This is a genomic window from Rickettsia helvetica, assembly GCF_963970025.1.
Classification (GTDB): Bacteria; Pseudomonadota; Alphaproteobacteria; order Rickettsiales; family Rickettsiaceae; genus Rickettsia; species Rickettsia helvetica.
Genome location: NZ_OZ018776.1, coordinates 894,198 through 911,843 on the forward strand (window position 1 = coordinate 894,198; position 17,646 = coordinate 911,843).

Consider the following 17,646-nt stretch of genomic DNA (forward strand, 5'->3'; position numbering starts at 1 on the left):
GGAATCCATAGAGCTATTCAATTAAATCTTTCCATTCAGGATTAGTTTTTTCTATTAGTTCTGTTTTCTAACTACGCTTCCATTTTTTTAAGTTTTTTTCTCTTGTAAGTGCTTCTTGAATGTCAGTAAATTCTTCTGTATAAACAAGTTTTGTAATATTATACTTTAAGGTAAAACCTTTTATTATTTTTTGTTTATGTTCATAAACACGACGTATTATAATTGTTAGTAATACCAACATATAAAGTGCCATTCTTGTTAGAGCATAATATATATACCCAATACATTTTTGTTTTTTAGTTTTATTTTATGGATTCCTGCTTTCGCAGGAATGACATCCTCTTACGCTTATTTCTTCTCTAACTTCGCCTTATTGTCTTCAATTAGCTGCATTGCATCATCTAAGCTTAAATTTAGAAAATCATATTTTTTAGGTATTGAAATAAATTTCCCTGTATATTTTATGTAAGGACCGAATTTACCGTATCCTATCATAATTTCCTCGCTGCTATCTTTATGAATACCGATTTTAAGCGGTAAGCTTAGAAGCTTTAATGCTATATCAAGTGTGATGTCGCTTTGGTTCAAGCTAGCAGGTATGGGGCTACGTTTCGGCTTTACTTTGCCTTCTTGTTCGCCGTGTTGAATATAAGGTCCGTAAGGTCCTTTTTTCAGATATATTTCTATCCCGTCTTTATCCGTACCTAAAACTTTATTCTCATTAGGAGTAGCGGAAGGCTCGCCTTCATTCTCGTTATTATCGTTACCGCTCACAATAGATTTTCTAAAAGTACATTCAGGGTAATTGCTACATGCTAAAAACGCCCCGAACTTACCAAGCTTTAAGCTAAGCTCGCCTGTTTTACATGATGGACAAATTTTAGATTCTTTATTCTCACCGAACAAGTGATAATCAAGAGCTTTCTGTACATAGCTAATAATCTCGGTTATTTTTTGCTCGTTCACCGATTCAATATTATGGTTAAAACCGCTCCAAAAATTATTTAAGGCAGCCTTCCACTCAAGTTTGCCGGCTGCTATTTCGTCTAATTCATTTTCAAGTCCTGCAGTAAAATCATATTCAACATATTTTTTGAAAAAACCAACTAAAAATACCGTTACCAAACGTCCAAGCTCTTCAGGTATAAATCGTTTTTTCTCAAGAGAAACATATTTTCGATCTTGTAAAACCGATAAAATACTAGCATAGGTTGAAGGACGACCAAGCCCAAACTCTTCAAGTTTTTTCACTAAACTTGCTTCCGAATATCTTGGAGGCGGTTCGGTAAAATGCTGATTCGGAATAACTTCTTTAGTTTTAAGCTGTTCTTGCTCTTTTAAAGGCGGTAGCATCTTATTTTCTTCTTCAGCCTCATCGTCTACACTTTCACGATAAACCTTATAAAATCCGTCAAATGCTATAGTCGATCCGTTTGCTTTTGCCAAATATTCTTTATTGTCTGAAGCTAAATTTGCAACTACCAAATTCATTATCACATTTTCCATTTGGCAGGCTATAGTTCTTTTCCAAATTAGTTCATAGAGTTTATAATAATCCTTTTCTAGCTTTTCTTTTAAGCTATCTGGAGTATAAGTGATATTTGTCGGTCTTATTGCTTCATGAGCTTCTTGAGCATTTTTTACTTTGGATTTATAAATTCTAGGGTTAGTCGGTAAATATTTATCGCCGTAACTTTTATCGATTAACTTGCGTATATCTGCTATTGCATCATTTGATAATGTAACGCCGTCGGTTCTCATATAGGTAATAAGCCCTATAGTTTCCTTACCTATATCAACGCCCTCATAAAGTTTTTGTGCTATTTGTATGGTTTTTTTAGCACTAAAACCTAATTTTCTTGCTGCTTCTTGTTGCAGTGATGAAGTAATAAAAGGAGGTTGAGGTTGACGTTTTTGTTGTTTCTTTTCTATCCTATCAACATGAAATTTTTGTGATTTTAATTTTTCGGTTAAATCTTTGGCATCTTTTTCATTAATAATTGAGAATTTTTCTAACTTCTGATCGTTTATATGAGTCAATTTAGCAGTAAATAGTTCGTTATTATTATTTTGCATTTTAAGGCTAATATCCCAATATTCTTCTGACTTAAAACGCTCTATTTCATCTTCTCGCTCACATATTAATCGCAGAGCCACGGACTGCACACGTCCCGCCGATTTACATCCCGGTAACTTACGCCATAAAAGAGGTGAAAGGGTAAAGCCGACTAAATAGTCTAAAGCTCTTCTTGCTTGTTGGGCATTGACTAAGTTAGTGTCAAGTTTTCTAGGGTTCTCAACGGCATGAATAATTGCTTTTTTAGTGATCTCATTAAAGGCTACCCTTTTGAAAAAATTATCGGATTTAACCTTATTTTTTTCTTTTATTACCTCTGCAACATGCCATGAGATAGATTCACCCTCACGATCAGGATCGGTTGCAAGATATACTGCATCAGCTTTTTTAGCATCTTTAACTATGGCATCTACATATTTACCGGCTTTATCGGAAATATCATATTTCATTGCAAAATTTTCATCAGGTAACACAGAGCCTTTTTTAGAAGGTAAATCTCTGATATGACCGAATGATGCAATGACCTTAAACTCATCACCTAAATATTTATTTATTGTTTTTGCCTTTGCCGGCGATTCTACTATTACTAATTTCATCTATGATTATTTTTTGTTATATAATTTGATTATAAAAATAATTACTCTATATTGTTTGCATAACTCTTGACTATGTCATTCCTGTGAAAGCAGGAATCCAGTCACTAACAAGTATAAACACACTAAGTTTTTAAAATTAAAAGCTCAAATAATTTCGCTTTTTTCTAGATTTCCCCCTACGCGGGAATGACATAAAGCATTAGGGATAAACTAATGATATTTTATTACCGGCGTGATGCAGTGCTTTGCCGGCGAGTTCTAATTCTAATATTACCGTATATATAATAGGAAGCGGTAATTCTGTTTCTTTTTGTAAATATTCAAAATCTATAGGTACTGCCGATAATAATTCCAATATAGCAGTACGCTCCTTTTGTGACGGTTCTTTAACATATCTCGTATTTAGTGTTCCTAGCTCAACAAAATCCTTAAATAATCCATCATCTTTTTTCATAAATTCTTCATATTGTGGTAAATTAGCTACAATATCATCTACTGACTCCACTAAATATGCTCCCTCTCTAATCAATTTATTTGTACCTTGACATCTTGGATCTAAAGGAAAGCCGGGAACGGCAAATATTTCCCTATTTTGTTCAAGTGCAAATTTTGCAGTTATTAATGAACCGGATTTTAAGCTTGCTTCTACTACCACTACTCCTAAGGCTAGTCCCGATATTATCCTATTACGCTGTGGAAAATGTTTTTCAAGCGGTGTAGAGCCGATAGGTAACTCAGCTAATATTAAACCTTCTTCTGCTAAATTTTCAAATAGTTTTTTATTTTCCGGTGGATATACATGATCAATACCGCCTGCAATAACTCCGATAGTTTGAGAAATTGCTGCTTGATGTACACTGCTATCTATTCCTCGTGCTAAACCTGAAACGGTTATATAACCTTCTTTTACTAAATCATTTGTAATTTTATGCGCAAAGCTTCTTCCGTTTGCAGAAGCGTTTCTTGCACCTACTATTGCAACGCATTTATTATGATTTAATAACTCTATATTACCTTTATAGCTTAATATTGGTGGTGGATCATAAATTTCAAGTAACAATTTTGAATATTCCGGAGATTTATATGTGCTGATCTTAGCATTGTCTTTTTCGAGAAGCTCTAACTCTTTTTCAGCATCACTTTTACTAAAAATTTTAATTGGTTTTGACTTGCCGCCTCGCAATGAAAAATCCGGAGCGTTATCTATTGCAGTTGCTGCATCACCGAATAATTTAATTAAACTAAAGAAAGTTTTAGGACCGATATTTTCACTCCTAATAAGACGTAAAATATTAATTGTTTCAAGACTATAAGAAGTTTTAGAATTAGAGACAGAAAATAATTCTTTTAGCATTATTTAGGGTTATTTGATATGGGTTAGGGTTTTTCTTACATAAGTGGAGTGTTATTGCTAGGTAGACGAAGTTTAATTTAAAAAAGAGCAAGGCGTTTCATATTTTTTGACCGCAGCATAGATAACCTATGGAGGATCAAAAAATATATGAAACAACGACGCCAATTTTTCAAATTAAACGAGTATACTATAATTTCTCGGCATGTGAGCTTAAATAATGTGCTATACCCTCATGTGATGGGGTAATTGCTTCCTCACCTTTATGCCAGCCGGCAGGACAAACTTCGCCGTGCTTTTGATGATGAGTTAAAGCATCGATTACTTTTAATATATAATTAATATCACGACCTATAGGTAAGTCGTTAACTAGCATGTGACGTACTATGAAATCCTTATCAATTAAAAAAGTTCCACGCAAAGCAACACCGTCTTCATTAAGTACATTATATTTTGAAGAAATATCCTTTTTTATATCGGAAACCATTGGGAATTGTACTTGTCCAAGTCCGCCTTTATTATGCGGAGTATTTTTCCAAGCTAAATGGCTAAAATGAGAATCAACGCTAACAGCTACTACTTTAGTACGTCTTTCAGTAAATTCACCAAGCTTATTATGAAATGCTATAATTTCCGATGGACAAACAAAAGTAAAATCTAGGGGATAAAAAAATAACACTATATTATCCCCTGCAGCATAATCGCTAAGTTTAAACTCATCGTCTATATTATTATTAGGCATAATAGCTTTAGCTGTAAAATCCGGAGCAGTTTTGCCGACAAATACTGACATATTCATAACCTTTTATTAATTAATAATCTGATATGATATATAAAACTAATTATTATTACAATAATAAATCTTTATAAATTGCTACTTATCTATTTTTTTTTCCGAAGAAGCTTTTAATTGGTTAAATATAGTTAACGCTCCGGTTACAAAACTACTCGGTTCTGAAAGGTTTGCAGGTAAAATTACGGTATTGGTATCTTTAGCCAAATTACCGAACGCACTAATATATTGTTCGGCTATTTTAAGAGCTACTGCATCACTTCCTCCCGTTTTTTGTACGGCAGCTGCGACAATCTCAATACTATTTGCCGTAGCGGTAGCGACTAAACCGATTGCCTCAGCTTCACCTTTTGCTCTATTAACTTGATCGGTATAAGAAGCTTCTGAATTCAGTACGATTTGTGCTTTTTCACCTTCTGCATGATTAATTTTTGCTTGTCTATTACCTTCTGATTCTAGAATTTGAGCTCTTTTTTGACGCTCCGCCGCTACCTGCAATTCCATAGCTTTAAGTATAGTTTGCGGAGGTTGAATATCTTTAATTTCATAACGCATACATTGTATGCCCCAATTTATAGCAGCCTGATTAATAGCTGCTACAATTGCTACATTTAAAGTTTCGCGTTCTTCAAAAGTTCTATCTAAAGGGAGTTTACCGATTTCCGAACGCATAGTAGTTTGAGCAAGCTGTGTTATGGCATAGTAAGGATTATTAACTCCATAAGATGCTGCCATTGGATCAATGATCTTAACATATAAAACACCATCAATAGATAATGTTACGTTATCGTTTGAAATAGCTGTTTGAGCGGTAACATCTATGGCTTCTTCTTTTAAAGTATGTTTGTATGCTACTCTTTGAATGACAGGGATTAGTAAATTTAAACCAGGCTGCAGTACCTTATCGAATTTTCCGAGTTTTTCTACTACCCATGCTTGTTGTTGTGGTACAACTTTAACCATTTGTATTATAACTAAAATCGCTATAATACTGAAAATTAATAATGCATATTCCATAATTCAATACCTTTTTTTATTTCCACTCTATATTATTTTTAATTATAAAAAAAGGATTTAAGTTAAACGGTACTTAAATTATATATTTTTTTATCAATAAAATGGGTTTTAATTACTTTGAGTAAAGAAAGAATGCTTGAATATTCTTCAAGTTGTTCATTTACATTTTTTATCTCATTTAAGCACTATTAAAATCTTTCTGTAATAAATAAGTTTCAGCAGCTTTATTTTGTTCTAGTGTTTTAAGTAAAATATTTTGTAAAAATCTATAATAATAGTCGTCTAGTTTAGGTATATCAGATATAATGGTAAATCATATAATTATTGAGATCTTAATTTATATATAAATTTTTTAATAATTCAATAATTTTTAACTAGATTTACATATACTTAAGTCTTTATCTATTATGTCGGAATCTATATTTAAACAGTCAAGGATTGAATGAAATACATAATCATGGCTAATCTCGGTATTAGCATAATTTTTAATTGAAGATACTGATTCAGGATATTTGGCTTGAAAATCATCTGATACCCAAACTATAAGAGGTACGGTTATTTGTTCTGCAAGTAGTGGACCACCGTGACCGTAATAACCATTTTCTCCTAGTGATTCGCCGTGATCGGATACATATAATAAAAATGCATTTTTATCTTTAAGCAAATCTATTAAATTAGATAAAAAAAAATCGGTATATAAAATAGAGTTATCATAACTGTTAACTAAAGCAAGCTTATCGCAATCACTTGCATCCCCCTTAACCTTAATAGGGCAGGTAGGGGTGAAATGTTCAAACTCTTTTGGATATCTCGCATTATAGTTCCAATGGCTGCCGGAAGTGTGAACTACTAAAAATTGTTTCTTTGAGTTTGTTATTATTTCTTTTATAAAAGGCAATATTTTTTCATCATGATCATTTAAAGAGAATAGGGCAGAGCCGCCCGGTACTATAGTAAAATTAACGTCATTATATATATTACTGAGGTCAAAATTTGCAAAACTCCTCATTAAAGTTTGAGTACCAATCCAGGTAGTATTAAAGCCAAGATTTGTTAAAATTGATAAAAAGCTGTTCTCTTGTCTACTATTTTCAATGTGACTTGCAGGATAACGCGAAAGTAAAGACGGTACGGAAAGATAGGTAAGGTTAGAAGAAGATTGAGCTTTGAAAGAAATTAGGTTTTGAGCAGTCTTTAAGTAAGGAGTCGTATCTCTTTCATAACCGTTAATACCGAAATGATCAAATCTTGCTGATTCTCCTATAACTAAAACGCCTATAATATCGGCGTCAGAGTTATCTATAAAATTATATTGTTTGCTAATATCTATACATGCATAATTTTTATCACCGAAATTTCCAGCAAAATTAAGGTAGCTATTATGTAAATACTGAATGGGAAAATAATTTTTTAGTATCTTAAATGAAGGAGTAATAATATTATATACAAAAATAAGTAAGCAAGCGGCAGATAATAGTTTTATTACAAATGATTTAGAATTTTCGGCGGCAAAAGATTTGAGAGTATAACAACAGGTAAAAAGGCAAAAAATTATCCATATTATTAACTTAATGCTGGTTAATTCATAAACTTCGTTTAAATCCGTTGAGAAAAAACTACCTATTACTTGTTTAGTAGGATTGATTTTGAAGAAATAAATGTAATAACTAGCAATAGCGGATGTTATAAATAAAAACCCCACGCCGATTTTTAATACTAATCTATGTACGCTAAGACCGAAAAATGTTATAAAAGAAAATATATAAATATAACAAAAATCTTTTGATAACTCTAATATCCCTCTAAAGATCGTTGCTTTATAATAATCAAATTTATAAATCAATATTGCGGTATTAAATAATAAATAATAAATAAAGGCTAAAATCGCCGATAATTTAATTAATTTGATATCTATGTGTTTTTGGATATTTTTTAGCATATATAATAATTAATAAAGTAATTTTTATAACTATCATGATCATAAAAAATCTTCAAGAATTTTATCGGCTTTTAATACCAAATGCTCCGCTTATCGCTATTGACTACGGAAGCAAAAAATTAGGAATCGCATTATCTAATCAAGAACGTAGTATTGCTATGCCCTTAAATACTATAACCGAGATAAATAAAAAGATTGTTATTACTTCCTTGCTTAATATCATTGAAAAATATAAAGTTTGCGGTGTTGTAATAGGTCTACCGATTGATATGAGCGGAGCAGTAACGGAGCAAACAAATATAGTGATGAAATTTGCAGAAGAGTTAACAAAATCTATAAACTTGCCTATATACTTACAAGATGAAAGACTAACTACAAAAGCTGCAAATAATTTTCTTAAATCATTCGGCGTTAAAAGAAAAGACCGTAATAATAATGATGATGCCGTAGCTGCTAGTATGATCCTTGAAACTGTGCTTGATTCTATAAAAAATATTTAATTAGGAAAGAATTTATGACAAATAAATTATCTCCTATTTCACCGGGACAAATTCTTTTAGAAGAATTTATGGAGCCTATGGGGATTAGTCAAAGCAAGCTTGCTCGTGATATTGATGTACCTGTTACTAGGATTAATAATATAATTAAGCATCATCGTTCAATTACTGCTGATACAGCACTCCGTTTAGGTAAATATTTTAATGTTAATCCTCGTTGGTGGAATGAATATGCAAAACCAATATGATTTAGAGCTTGCAGAAGATGAAGATTGGAAAGTTAAAGAAAGTAGAATAAGAACTTTTTCTATGGCAAGTTAATTATTTCTATGACAATAAGGTCTTTTGTAAGAGTCGGGTAAAACAAAATCACCTTTTTAAAGTAATGCCTTTCTAGCTTTGCAAAAACCTTATTGTAAAGATATATTATTTATGATAGAAACGATGCAAAATAAATAAGATATACCATGAAAATATTAATTTTAGGTGTTACCGGTATGCTAGGTAATAGCATATGCAGGTTTTTAAGTAGTGATAAAAAATTTGACATTTTTGCGACAGCCCGAAATAATTCCGCTCGTTCTTATTTTTCTAAGGATTTATCCGATAAATTAATTACAAATGTAGATGTTGAGAACCATGATTCATTAGTTGAGGTATTTAATAAAACAAAACCCGATATAGTAATAAATTGTATAGGGCTTGTAAAACAACTAACTGATGCAAACGATCCATTAAAAGCATTACCGATAAATAGTTTGTTACCGCATAGATTAGCTAATTTATGTAAACTAACTAATTCAAGGTTAATCCATATTAGTACGGATTGTGTATTTTCAGGAAAAAAAGGTAATTATAAGGAAAGCGATTTTCCTGATTGCTATGATCTTTACGGTCGTTCAAAATTTCTTGGCGAAGTAGATTATCCGCATGCTATTACACTACGTACTTCCATTATAGGTCATGAGCTAGCAGGCAATAGAAGCTTAATCAATTGGTTTTTAAGTGCAGAAGGACACGTGAAAGGTTTTGAAAAAGCTATTTATTCAGGATTTCCGACAGTAGAGCTTGCAAGAATAATAAGGGATTTTGTATTACCAAATAAAGAGTTGCATGGGCTTTATCATATTGCATCAAAACCGATTAATAAGTTAGAATTATTAAAATTAGTAGCGGAAATATATAATAAAGAAATCGATATTATTCCGTCAGATGAGCTTGTAATAGATCGCTCACTAGATGCTACTAGTTTTAACGAGGTAACGGGATATGCTCCGCCTGAATGGCGTGAGCTTGTAAAGCGTATGTGTGAGTTTGGGTGATACTTGTCACCCCGTGACTTGATCACGGGATGACAGTTAATTTCAAAAATAGGTATTTATATATAATGTTTGTAGATAAAACTTTAATGATTACAGGAGGCACCGGTTCGTTTGGTAATGCGGTGCTTTCTCGTTTTCTTAAATCCGATATTATTAACGATATTAAAGAAATTAGAATTTTCAGTAGAGATGAAAAAAAGCAAGAGGATATGCGTATTGCTTTAAATAATCCGAAACTTAAATTCTATATCGGAGACGTACGCAATTATAAAAGTATTGATGAGGCAATGCACGGTGTAGATTATGTATTTCATGCCGCTGCTTTAAAGCAAGTTCCGACTTGCGAATTTTATCCTATGGAATCAATCAATACTAATGTGTTAGGTGCCGAAAATGTTTTAAGTGCAGCCATTAATAATAAAGTTGCAAAAGTTATAGTACTTAGTACTGATAAGGCTGTATATCCAATTAATGCAATGGGATTATCTAAAGCGTTAATGGAAAAGTTAGCAGTAGCAAAAGCTCGTATGCGTAGCCAGGGTGAGACCGTGCTTTGTGTCACTAGATACGGTAATGTTATGGCTTCCCGTGGTTCGGTAATTCCTCTTTTTATCAATCAAATTAAGCAGGATAAAGACCTTACCATCACTGAACCTTCAATGACACGTTTTTTAATGTCGCTTATAGATTCCGTAGATTTAGTTTTATATGCGTTTGAGCATGGACGTCAAGGCGATATTTTTGTACAAAAAGCTCCGGCAAGTACAATTGAGGTACTTGCAAAAGCGTTACAAGAAATATTCGGTAGCAAAAATGAAATACGCTTTATCGGTACACGTCATGGAGAGAAACATTATGAATCGTTAGTATCATCTGAAGAAATGGCAAAAGCTGATGATTTAGGGGATTATTACCGTATTCCTATGGACGGGCGCGATCTTAATTATGCAAAATATTTTGTTGAAGGTGAAAAGAAAGTAGCACTTTTAGAGGATTACAATTCTCATAATACAAAACGTTTAAATTTGGAAGAAGTAAAAGAGCTGCTACTAAATCTTGATTATGTACAAGAGGAGCTAAACAATGCTTAAGGTAGTGACGATTGTCGGCACTCGTCCTGAACTTATTAAACTATGCTGCGTGATTTCCGAGTTTGATAAATATACTAATCACATCCTAGTTCATACCGGTCAAAATTATGCATATGAATTAAATCAGGTTTTTTTTGATGATATGGGAATTAGAAAACCCGATTATTTCTTAGAAGTAGCAGCAGACAATACTGCAAAATCTATCGGGCTTATTATCGAAAAAGTTGATGCAGTACTTGAGAAAGAAAAGCCCGATGCTGTTTTATTTTATGGTGATACTAACTCTTGCTTATCGGCCATTGCCGCTAAACGCCGTAAAATTCCGATTTTTCATATGGAAGCAGGGAATCGTTGTTTTGATCAGCGTGTACCTGAAGAAATAAACCGTAAAATCATTGATCATATTAGCGACGTTAACATTACGTTAACCGAGTATGCAAGACGTTATTTAATTTTTGAAGGTTTGCCTCCTGAGCTTATTTTTAAATCAGGTTCGCATATGCCTGAAGTTCTTGACCGCTTTATGCCTAAAATATTAAAGTCGGATATTTTGGATAAATTGTCACTTACACCAAAACAATATTTCTTAATTAGTTCACATCGTGAAGAAAATGTCGACGTCAAAAATAATCTGAAAGAATTATTAAGTAGTTTACAAACGCTTATTAAAGAATATAATTTCCCCGTAATCTTCTCAACACACCCAAGGACTAAAAAAAGGCTTGAAGATTTGGAAGGGTTTAAGGAACTTGATGATAAAATAAGGTTTTTACCGGCTTTTGGCTTTACTGATTACGTTAAGCTTCAGATGAATGCATTTTGTATTTTATCCGATAGCGGTACTATTACCGAAGAAGCATCGATACTTAATTTACCTGCTTTAAATATTAGAGAAGCACATGAGCGTCCTGAAGGTATGGACGCCGGTACGCTTATTATGTCGGGTTTTAAGGCTGAGCGGGTACTGCAATCGGTGAAAGCTATTACGGAAGAACGCGAGAATAATAAAAATATGCAAGATATTGTACCGGATTATGCTGAAGCAGGTCTTGTATCAAAGAAAATATTACGTATAGTTTTAAGTTATGTGGATTATGTTAACCGTACAGTATGGTTTAAAAAGTAATCCTATTCATTATTACCATATCAAAAACATGAAATTCTTTAAATTAATAAAACTTAACACTTTATTTTTAAGTGTTTTTTTACTAATAACTCTTATATCTTCTTTTTGCTATTCCAAAGAAAATTCTTATAAAAGAATAGTTTTCCTTGTTAGTACAGAGACATTCGGCGGCAAAGGCGTATACGCAATGTATAATGAGATGAAAAAAATAGGTCATGATGTCAAAATTGTAATAGTACCTCATCCTCATCCTAATATTCAAGGAGGAATAGATACCAGGTTTATTAGTAAATTTGATATACAAGATGTGATATATCCATGTGGTAAGTATGCTTCTTATTCAAATGTTAATACAAAATGTGAAATTTCTGAACTAAAAAATTATCAGCCGGATTTTATCTTTACGCAAAACCCTTACGAAAATTTCCAAGGCTATATATCAGAACCTTTTACGGCTGTTAATTTGTATAAGAGCTTTAGAGAAACTAAAACAAAAATTATGTATGTAGTTTATGGTCCGCATATCTTTCATCAAAAAAATATTGATGATGATAAGTTATCAAGTTTCATAGAGACGGTATTTGTTGACTCAGAAAGTACAAAAGATATCTTTATTAGTAATTATAAATTTTCTAAGGATAGAGTGATTGTTTCAGGTTATCAACCATACTATGAAGTAAGAAATTATAATATTAAAGAAAAACCAAACTCGGAAACCATTTTATGGCTTCCTAGATGGGAATTATCATTTAAAAATAGAGATTTATATGAAGGAGGTTCTACTTTCTTAAATTATCACTATTTTTTCTATAATTATGCATTACAACATCCTAATATTCATTTTATTATAAGACCACATGTTACACTATTTACCTATGCGGTCGGTAAAAATTACTTAAGCCAAAGTGATATGGATAATATATTAAGTAGATTTAATTCTTTAAGGAATGTTACTGTTTCTGCACATGCATTCAGGTCGTTACTGGATGATATAATGGTGTCAGATATTGTAATAAGTGACGGTACTTCATCTCTTGCTGAAGTAGTAGTTGCCGATAAGCCTATAATTTACTTAAGTAATGGTTGGAATAATGAATTTAATAGCAATGCTCTATCTAAAGAATTAAAAAAATATATGTATTTTGCTTATGAGCCGCAAGATATTATTAACTATATAGAATTTATTAAGCAAAATCATTATTTACCTTATCATGAAAATAGTAGCGGCAGAAATCAATTTAAAAAGATGCTTGATCCTGTAGAAAACCCTGCTGCATTTATCGCCGAATATTTATTAAAGTTATAATAGTTTAAATAATTTATGTTAGAAGAAATTTATAATGACGGAGAAAGATTAATGCCTGGGGAAACTCATGATATTTTAGAGGTAATTCGTCATAAAAGTAGCTATAAGATTTTTAAAAAAATTATAGAAGCCGATATACTTAATAGCCCATTAATGCTAAATCAAAAAATAAAAATTTTAGATATAAGTTGTGGAACAGGACACGGAACTTTCATGCTTAGCGATATATTAGGAGTAGAAATTACAGCAATAGATATCAGTAAAGAATCTATAATTTATGCTGAACAAAAATTATGGAGCATCTAATATAAAATATATTAAATCTGATTTAGTTAGTTTTATTAAAAAGGCAGAAGAATATGATTATATTGTATCACGACATGCACTTGAGCATATTGAAGATGGGTTAAATCTGGCACTTAATCTTAAATATAAAAAACGATTAATAGTAAATGTACCTTTTAATGAACTGGAAGGGAATATACATCATTTAGTTAATTAGATTACTGAAAAAGACTTTGAATCATATCAGAACAAAGAATTTTTCTATGAAGGAGTAGATGGTGTAACTAACGACACACATTCTGAAAAAAATCCTCCTAATTCTATAATCTGTATACCCAGTAACTCAGATTTAAAGCCTATAAAACAATTATTTAACTATCCAAGCTGAGCTTGGAACCCGGAATTTTTAGAAAAGTTAGGTTTGTAATTCCAAGATATATTAAAACAATTGCTGCAAACTAGGGATGCATTTAAAAATAGCGAAGAGAAAAACTAAACTATGAAAGTAAATTAAATAATACTGTAACAGAGCTAAATAATGCTTTAGAAGAAATAAAAATTCTTAAAAATAAACTAATTATTAGTGAAGAAGAAAAATCTATTTTTCTAAAACTCTATAGAAAATTTAAACAATAAAACTAACATTTTATAAATTATTTTTAAAAGTTATGACAACTAGAAAAGATAAACCTCTAAATATTTATCATACTTTAGTTTCCATTGTTATACCTGTCTATAATGGAGCTAATTATATGAAAGAAGCTATAAATAGTGCTTTAGCACAAACTTATAAAAATATTGAAATTATTGTTGTTAATGATGGTTCAAAAGATAATGGAGAGACAGAACGTGTAGCATTATCATATGGTGATAAAATACGCTATTTTCATAAAGAAAACGGAGGCTGCGGTTCGGCTTTAAATTACGGTATAAAAAACATGAAAGGGGAATATTTTTCATGGCTTAGCCATGATGATATATATTATCCTAATAAAATCGAGCATCAAGTTAACATATTAAATAAATTAGATAATAAAGATACTATCATTTACGGTGGTTATGAATTAATTGATGAAAAAGGAAACTCTCTACGTTATATTAAACCGGATAGTGTGCTACCTATAAATAAACTTAATATTTCTTTATTACCTTTATTACGAGGATTAATACATGGTTGTTCGTTATTAATTCCTGTTAAATATTTTCATGAAGTCGGTATATTTAATGAAACTTTACCGACAACGCAAGATTATGATTTATGGTTTAAAATTTTCCGTGTTGCTCCTATTCATTTTGACGAGTCTATCCTAATTAAATCTCGTTTTCATTCAGAGCAAGGTAGTAAAAAAATATCAAATCATAATGAAGAATGTAATGTATTATGGTCATCGTTTCTTCATGAGTTAACAGAAGATGAAATGATTAGAATGGAAGGTTCTTCTTATTTATTTTTAACTCGTACAGCTAATTTTTTATCAAATAATACTCCATATAAAAAAGCTTGTGATTTAGCAAGTACTATGGCTAAGCAAGTACTACATGATACTAAAGTTAGTGTTATTATACCGGTATATAATAGAATAAATTGGGCAATTGAAGCTATAGAAAGTGTACTTATTCAAACACACAAAAATTTTGAGATACTTATAATAGATGATGGATCGACTGATGATATATCAGAATTAACTTCAATATGCAAAAAAGATAAAAGAATAAAATATTTTCGTAAAAAAAATGAAGGACCTGCTGCTGCACGTAACTTAGGTATTAAAAATGCTATAGGAAAATATATTGCTTTCCTTGATTCGGACGATTTATTTTATAGGGATAAAATAGAAATCCAATTAAAGTTTATGGAAGAAAATAATTTTATATTTTCTCATACTTCATATCAAAAAATAAATGAAAAAGGAAAATATATAGAATCTATTCATTCCGGGTTTTTTAGTGGAAATATTTTTCCTCAAGTCATACAAACTTGTCCAATAGCAATGCCGACAGTTATGGGAACTTTGACATTATTCCAAGAAAATTTATTTCCTGAAAATATAAGAAGCGGTGAAGATTGTTGTTTATGGATATCTATTGCTAGTAAAAACTCAATAGGCGGTATAGACAAAGAATTGTCTAAAATACGAATTAGCAGTGGTACTAATACGTTTATGGACCCAAATAAATATTCAGTAGGTTTAATAAATATTACTTCTTATGTTCTTAATGATTCTTATTTAAGTAAATTTAGTCCATTTACTATTAATTTGTTATTAGCAGCTGTTACACAATTAAGATTACTAGAAAATAAAAATGAAGACTATAAAAAAAGCAATATTTCTTTTTTCAAAAATAACTATGTAATTCAAAAAATACGAACCTATTGCTTTGTGACAAAAATTTTGATTTTATTAACTATTACTTCTATAAGGCAAGAAGGAATACGTGCAACAATCTCTAGAATACAGAGGTGGCTTAGAAAGCATATATAAATAACTATTCCTCAATTATTTTCACTTTTGAGCCATCGCCGATTTTAGTCATACCTTCCGTAACAACTAAGTCACCTTTAATATCGTCAGAGGTAATTTCAATTAAACCTTCTGTACGTGTACCGATTTTTACGTATAATTGTTTTACTGTATCACCGTCTACTTTATAAATAAAATTACCTTGATTATTTCGTTGAATACAGCTTTCGGGAACGGTTAGATTTTTATGTGGATTAATTATAAGCATAACATCTACAAAGCTATTATGTAAGATTTTTGTACCCATAGATAAAATAATTTTAGCTGTTAAAGTACCGTTATCTGATAAGTAATGCGACACTGCCCCGATTGTGCTTTTAATTTTTCCTGCAATTAAAACTTCAGGCTCGACTCCAACTTTTCCGCTTAAAGACTCCGACAATTCAATAAAAATACTTTGTGAGTTTTCTATTCCGGTAATGCTAAAAAGATAGTCGCCTATTTTACTTCATCGCCGACCATAGACTTAATTACACCTATTTTACCGGAGTAGGGTGCAGTAATTATCATGTCGTTATATGTTTTTAGAGCTTTGGAATAATTAAATTTTGCATCTTCAAGTTCGCTTTTTGATCTTTTATATTCCTCGTTGCTTACAAATTTTTTAGCAAATAAAGCTTCTTTTCTATTATAATCTTCTTTGTATTGTATTTAATAAAGCTGCTGAGATTTAGTGGTTTCTGCTATGTTTTTATCTATAACTCGTAATAATATCCTTTTTTTACTATTTCTCCTTGATGTGCCGAGACTTTTTCAACTATTCCGGTGGCATTAGCATAATAATCACGGCTATTATCATTCTGGCATTGTCCTACAATATTAAATATGTCGTAAAGCTCGGCAAATTTGTACTTTAGTTGCTTTTATACCGATAATATTTGTGATTACTTCTTTATTTGCTATTGCAGATAATGAAATTAGTAAAATAAGTAAATTAATAAACTTTATAAACATGGAATTACTTTTTTAGTGTTTTAAGCTCCGTATCTGTTAACCATTTATATTCTTTCTCTAGAATTTCAAATCTAATTTTTTCTAATTGTTCATCAAGATCAGGTTCAGGAACGATAGCAGAACCCATAAATTCAAATCCTTGATAGTTAATTTTTAGTTCTTTACAAGTTTTTTGTAATGATAGTAAATTTTCTTCTATATCATCAATAAATATTATTGATTGCGGATAATAATTTGTTTTGCGTAATACATATTCAAGTACGCTTCCTTTATCATATTCCGCAGTGTAAATTATACCGTCTTTTAATGTAGGTTTACCATAGCCGATATTAAAATCCTCGATTATTATTTCATCTTCTAAAGGTGAAAATTCTTGAAAATTTACCTTTAATTCAGCAAGTTCACGAATTCTCCACTCGATCATATCTTCAATTACGCCGAATTTATCGGTAGGAAGTTTAGTAAGCCCCATTGCCGGAATATTTTTTTCTTTAAGTAGAGCAAATATTTTTAAAATATCTAAATTAACGAACCTAGATTTTTTTCCTTTAAGAATAACGCTAAGTAATAATTCACATTCTTTTCTAGTAAGTCTTTTTTCAATGTCCTTCATTAATGCTTTTCTATAATCATGTGTTAACCTAGATTCATCACTATCCATTACAATTACTTCATCTATATCAAAAAGCACTAAGCTAGTATTATCGGCTTGTTTTACCGTTTCTATAACTTCTTTAAAATCATGAACTTTATTTATTTTGCTATACATA

At 31.1% G+C, this 17,646-nt stretch carries 14 protein-coding genes and 4 pseudogenes; 9 read left to right on the forward strand and 9 right to left on the reverse strand.

Annotated elements, in window-relative coordinates:
- Nucleotides 1-67: 67 nt before the first annotated feature.
- The 7 genes and pseudogenes from AB1146_RS05355 to AB1146_RS05385 form a co-directional block, all read right to left on the reverse strand.
- Nucleotides 68-287: pseudogene (locus AB1146_RS05355) on the reverse strand (GIY-YIG nuclease family protein).
- 61 nt (nucleotides 288-348) lie between these two features.
- Nucleotides 349-2,673: a type I DNA topoisomerase gene (topA, locus tag AB1146_RS05360; protein ID WP_010423404.1), complete on the reverse strand. Its 2,325-nt coding sequence runs from the start codon at nucleotides 2,671-2,673 to the stop codon at nucleotides 349-351.
- Between the two features lie 199 nt (nucleotides 2,674-2,872).
- Nucleotides 2,873-4,027: a DNA-processing protein DprA gene (gene dprA, locus AB1146_RS05365; RefSeq protein WP_010423403.1), complete on the reverse strand. Its 1,155-nt coding sequence runs from the start codon at nucleotides 4,025-4,027 to the stop codon at nucleotides 2,873-2,875.
- Between the two features lie 187 nt (nucleotides 4,028-4,214).
- Nucleotides 4,215-4,817: a peroxiredoxin gene (locus AB1146_RS05370; protein WP_010423401.1), complete on the reverse strand. Its 603-nt coding sequence runs from the start codon at nucleotides 4,815-4,817 to the stop codon at nucleotides 4,215-4,217.
- An 81-nt stretch (nucleotides 4,818-4,898) separates the two neighbouring features.
- Entirely contained in the window at nucleotides 4,899-5,834 is a 936-nt protein-coding gene (locus tag AB1146_RS05375) for an SPFH domain-containing protein (RefSeq protein WP_010423399.1), read from the reverse strand.
- Nucleotides 5,835-5,896: 62 nt separating this feature from the next.
- Nucleotides 5,897-6,138, reverse strand: a pseudogene (locus tag AB1146_RS05380) (hypothetical protein).
- Nucleotides 6,139-6,204: 66 nt separating this feature from the next.
- Nucleotides 6,205-7,773 carry a phosphoethanolamine transferase gene (locus tag AB1146_RS05385; RefSeq protein ID WP_010423397.1) on the reverse strand — a complete coding sequence of 523 codons (1,569 nt, stop codon included), beginning with the start codon at nucleotides 7,771-7,773 and terminating at the stop codon, nucleotides 6,205-6,207.
- A gap of 35 nt (nucleotides 7,774-7,808) precedes the next feature.
- On the opposite strand from AB1146_RS05385, the gene ruvX reads away from it, so the two are divergent.
- The 9 genes and pseudogenes from ruvX to AB1146_RS05430 all read left to right on the forward strand — a co-directional run bounded on the left by ruvX (nucleotide 7,809) and on the right by AB1146_RS05430 (nucleotide 15,883).
- On the forward strand, nucleotides 7,809-8,273 hold the full coding sequence (gene ruvX, locus AB1146_RS05390; RefSeq protein WP_010423395.1) for a Holliday junction resolvase RuvX: 465 nt from the start codon (nucleotides 7,809-7,811) through the stop codon (nucleotides 8,271-8,273).
- Between the two features lie 77 nt (nucleotides 8,274-8,350).
- Nucleotides 8,351-8,518 (forward strand): HigA family addiction module antitoxin, encoded by a 168-nt coding sequence (locus tag AB1146_RS05395; protein ID WP_029374813.1) that lies wholly within the window; start codon nucleotides 8,351-8,353, stop codon nucleotides 8,516-8,518.
- Nucleotides 8,502-8,591: a hypothetical protein gene (locus AB1146_RS05400; RefSeq protein WP_010423391.1), complete on the forward strand. Its 90-nt coding sequence runs from the start codon at nucleotides 8,502-8,504 to the stop codon at nucleotides 8,589-8,591. Before AB1146_RS05395 ends, AB1146_RS05400 begins: the two co-directional genes overlap by 17 nt.
- Before the next feature lie 146 nt (nucleotides 8,592-8,737).
- Nucleotides 8,738-9,592, forward strand: a complete 855-nt coding sequence (locus AB1146_RS05405) for a dTDP-4-dehydrorhamnose reductase family protein (protein ID WP_010423389.1) — start codon at nucleotides 8,738-8,740, stop codon at nucleotides 9,590-9,592.
- Nucleotides 9,593-9,657: 65 nt separating this feature from the next.
- Nucleotides 9,658-10,683 carry a polysaccharide biosynthesis protein gene (locus AB1146_RS05410; RefSeq protein ID WP_010423388.1) on the forward strand — a complete coding sequence of 342 codons (1,026 nt, stop codon included), beginning with the start codon at nucleotides 9,658-9,660 and terminating at the stop codon, nucleotides 10,681-10,683.
- Nucleotides 10,676-11,809 (forward strand): non-hydrolyzing UDP-N-acetylglucosamine 2-epimerase, encoded by a 1,134-nt coding sequence (wecB, locus tag AB1146_RS05415; RefSeq protein WP_010423387.1) that lies wholly within the window; start codon nucleotides 10,676-10,678, stop codon nucleotides 11,807-11,809. The genes AB1146_RS05410 and wecB overlap by 8 nt, the downstream gene beginning before the upstream one ends.
- On the forward strand, nucleotides 11,769-13,115 hold the full coding sequence (locus AB1146_RS05420; RefSeq protein WP_029374812.1) for a hypothetical protein: 1,347 nt from the start codon (nucleotides 11,769-11,771) through the stop codon (nucleotides 13,113-13,115). The genes wecB and AB1146_RS05420 overlap by 41 nt, the downstream gene beginning before the upstream one ends.
- A 15-nt stretch (nucleotides 13,116-13,130) precedes the next feature.
- Nucleotides 13,131-13,617: pseudogene (locus AB1146_RS05425) on the forward strand (class I SAM-dependent methyltransferase).
- A gap of 451 nt (nucleotides 13,618-14,068) precedes the next feature.
- A complete protein-coding gene (locus tag AB1146_RS05430; protein ID WP_010423383.1) occupies nucleotides 14,069-15,883 on the forward strand; it encodes a glycosyltransferase family 2 protein in 1,815 nt (604 codons plus the stop codon).
- Between the two features lie 4 nt (nucleotides 15,884-15,887).
- Here the strand turns inward: AB1146_RS05430 and AB1146_RS05435 are convergent.
- Both AB1146_RS05435 and AB1146_RS05440 read right to left on the reverse strand, forming a co-directional pair.
- A pseudogene (locus AB1146_RS05435) lies at nucleotides 15,888-16,876 on the reverse strand (efflux RND transporter periplasmic adaptor subunit).
- A gap of 4 nt (nucleotides 16,877-16,880) precedes the next feature.
- A complete protein-coding gene (locus AB1146_RS05440; protein WP_010423379.1) occupies nucleotides 16,881-17,645 on the reverse strand; it encodes a DUF2608 domain-containing protein in 765 nt (254 codons plus the stop codon).
- Nucleotide 17,646: the final 1 nt, after the last annotated feature.

Coding starts and splice junctions, on each gene's coding strand:
- AB1146_RS05405 (WP_010423389.1), top strand. CDS start 8,738: ATGAAAATATTAATTTTAGGTGTTACCGGTATGCTAGGTAATAGCATA.
- ruvX (WP_010423395.1), top strand. CDS start 7,809: ATGATCATAAAAAATCTTCAAGAATTTTATCGGCTTTTAATACCAAAT.
- AB1146_RS05430 (WP_010423383.1), top strand. CDS start 14,069: ATGACAACTAGAAAAGATAAACCTCTAAATATTTATCATACTTTAGTT.
- AB1146_RS05385 (WP_010423397.1), bottom strand. CDS start 7,773: ATGCTAAAAAATATCCAAAAACACATAGATATCAAATTAATTAAATTA.
- AB1146_RS05400 (WP_010423391.1), top strand. CDS start 8,502: ATGCAAAACCAATATGATTTAGAGCTTGCAGAAGATGAAGATTGGAAA.
- dprA (WP_010423403.1), bottom strand. CDS start 4,027: ATGCTAAAAGAATTATTTTCTGTCTCTAATTCTAAAACTTCTTATAGT.
- AB1146_RS05375 (WP_010423399.1), bottom strand. CDS start 5,834: ATGGAATATGCATTATTAATTTTCAGTATTATAGCGATTTTAGTTATA.
- wecB (WP_010423387.1), top strand. CDS start 10,676: ATGCTTAAGGTAGTGACGATTGTCGGCACTCGTCCTGAACTTATTAAA.
- AB1146_RS05370 (WP_010423401.1), bottom strand. CDS start 4,817: ATGTCAGTATTTGTCGGCAAAACTGCTCCGGATTTTACAGCTAAAGCT.
- AB1146_RS05395 (WP_029374813.1), top strand. CDS start 8,351: ATGGGGATTAGTCAAAGCAAGCTTGCTCGTGATATTGATGTACCTGTT.
- topA (WP_010423404.1), bottom strand. CDS start 2,673: ATGAAATTAGTAATAGTAGAATCGCCGGCAAAGGCAAAAACAATAAAT.
- AB1146_RS05410 (WP_010423388.1), top strand. CDS start 9,658: ATGTTTGTAGATAAAACTTTAATGATTACAGGAGGCACCGGTTCGTTT.
- AB1146_RS05420 (WP_029374812.1), top strand. CDS start 11,769: ATGTGGATTATGTTAACCGTACAGTATGGTTTAAAAAGTAATCCTATT.
- AB1146_RS05440 (WP_010423379.1), bottom strand. CDS start 17,645: ATGTATAGCAAAATAAATAAAGTTCATGATTTTAAAGAAGTTATAGAA.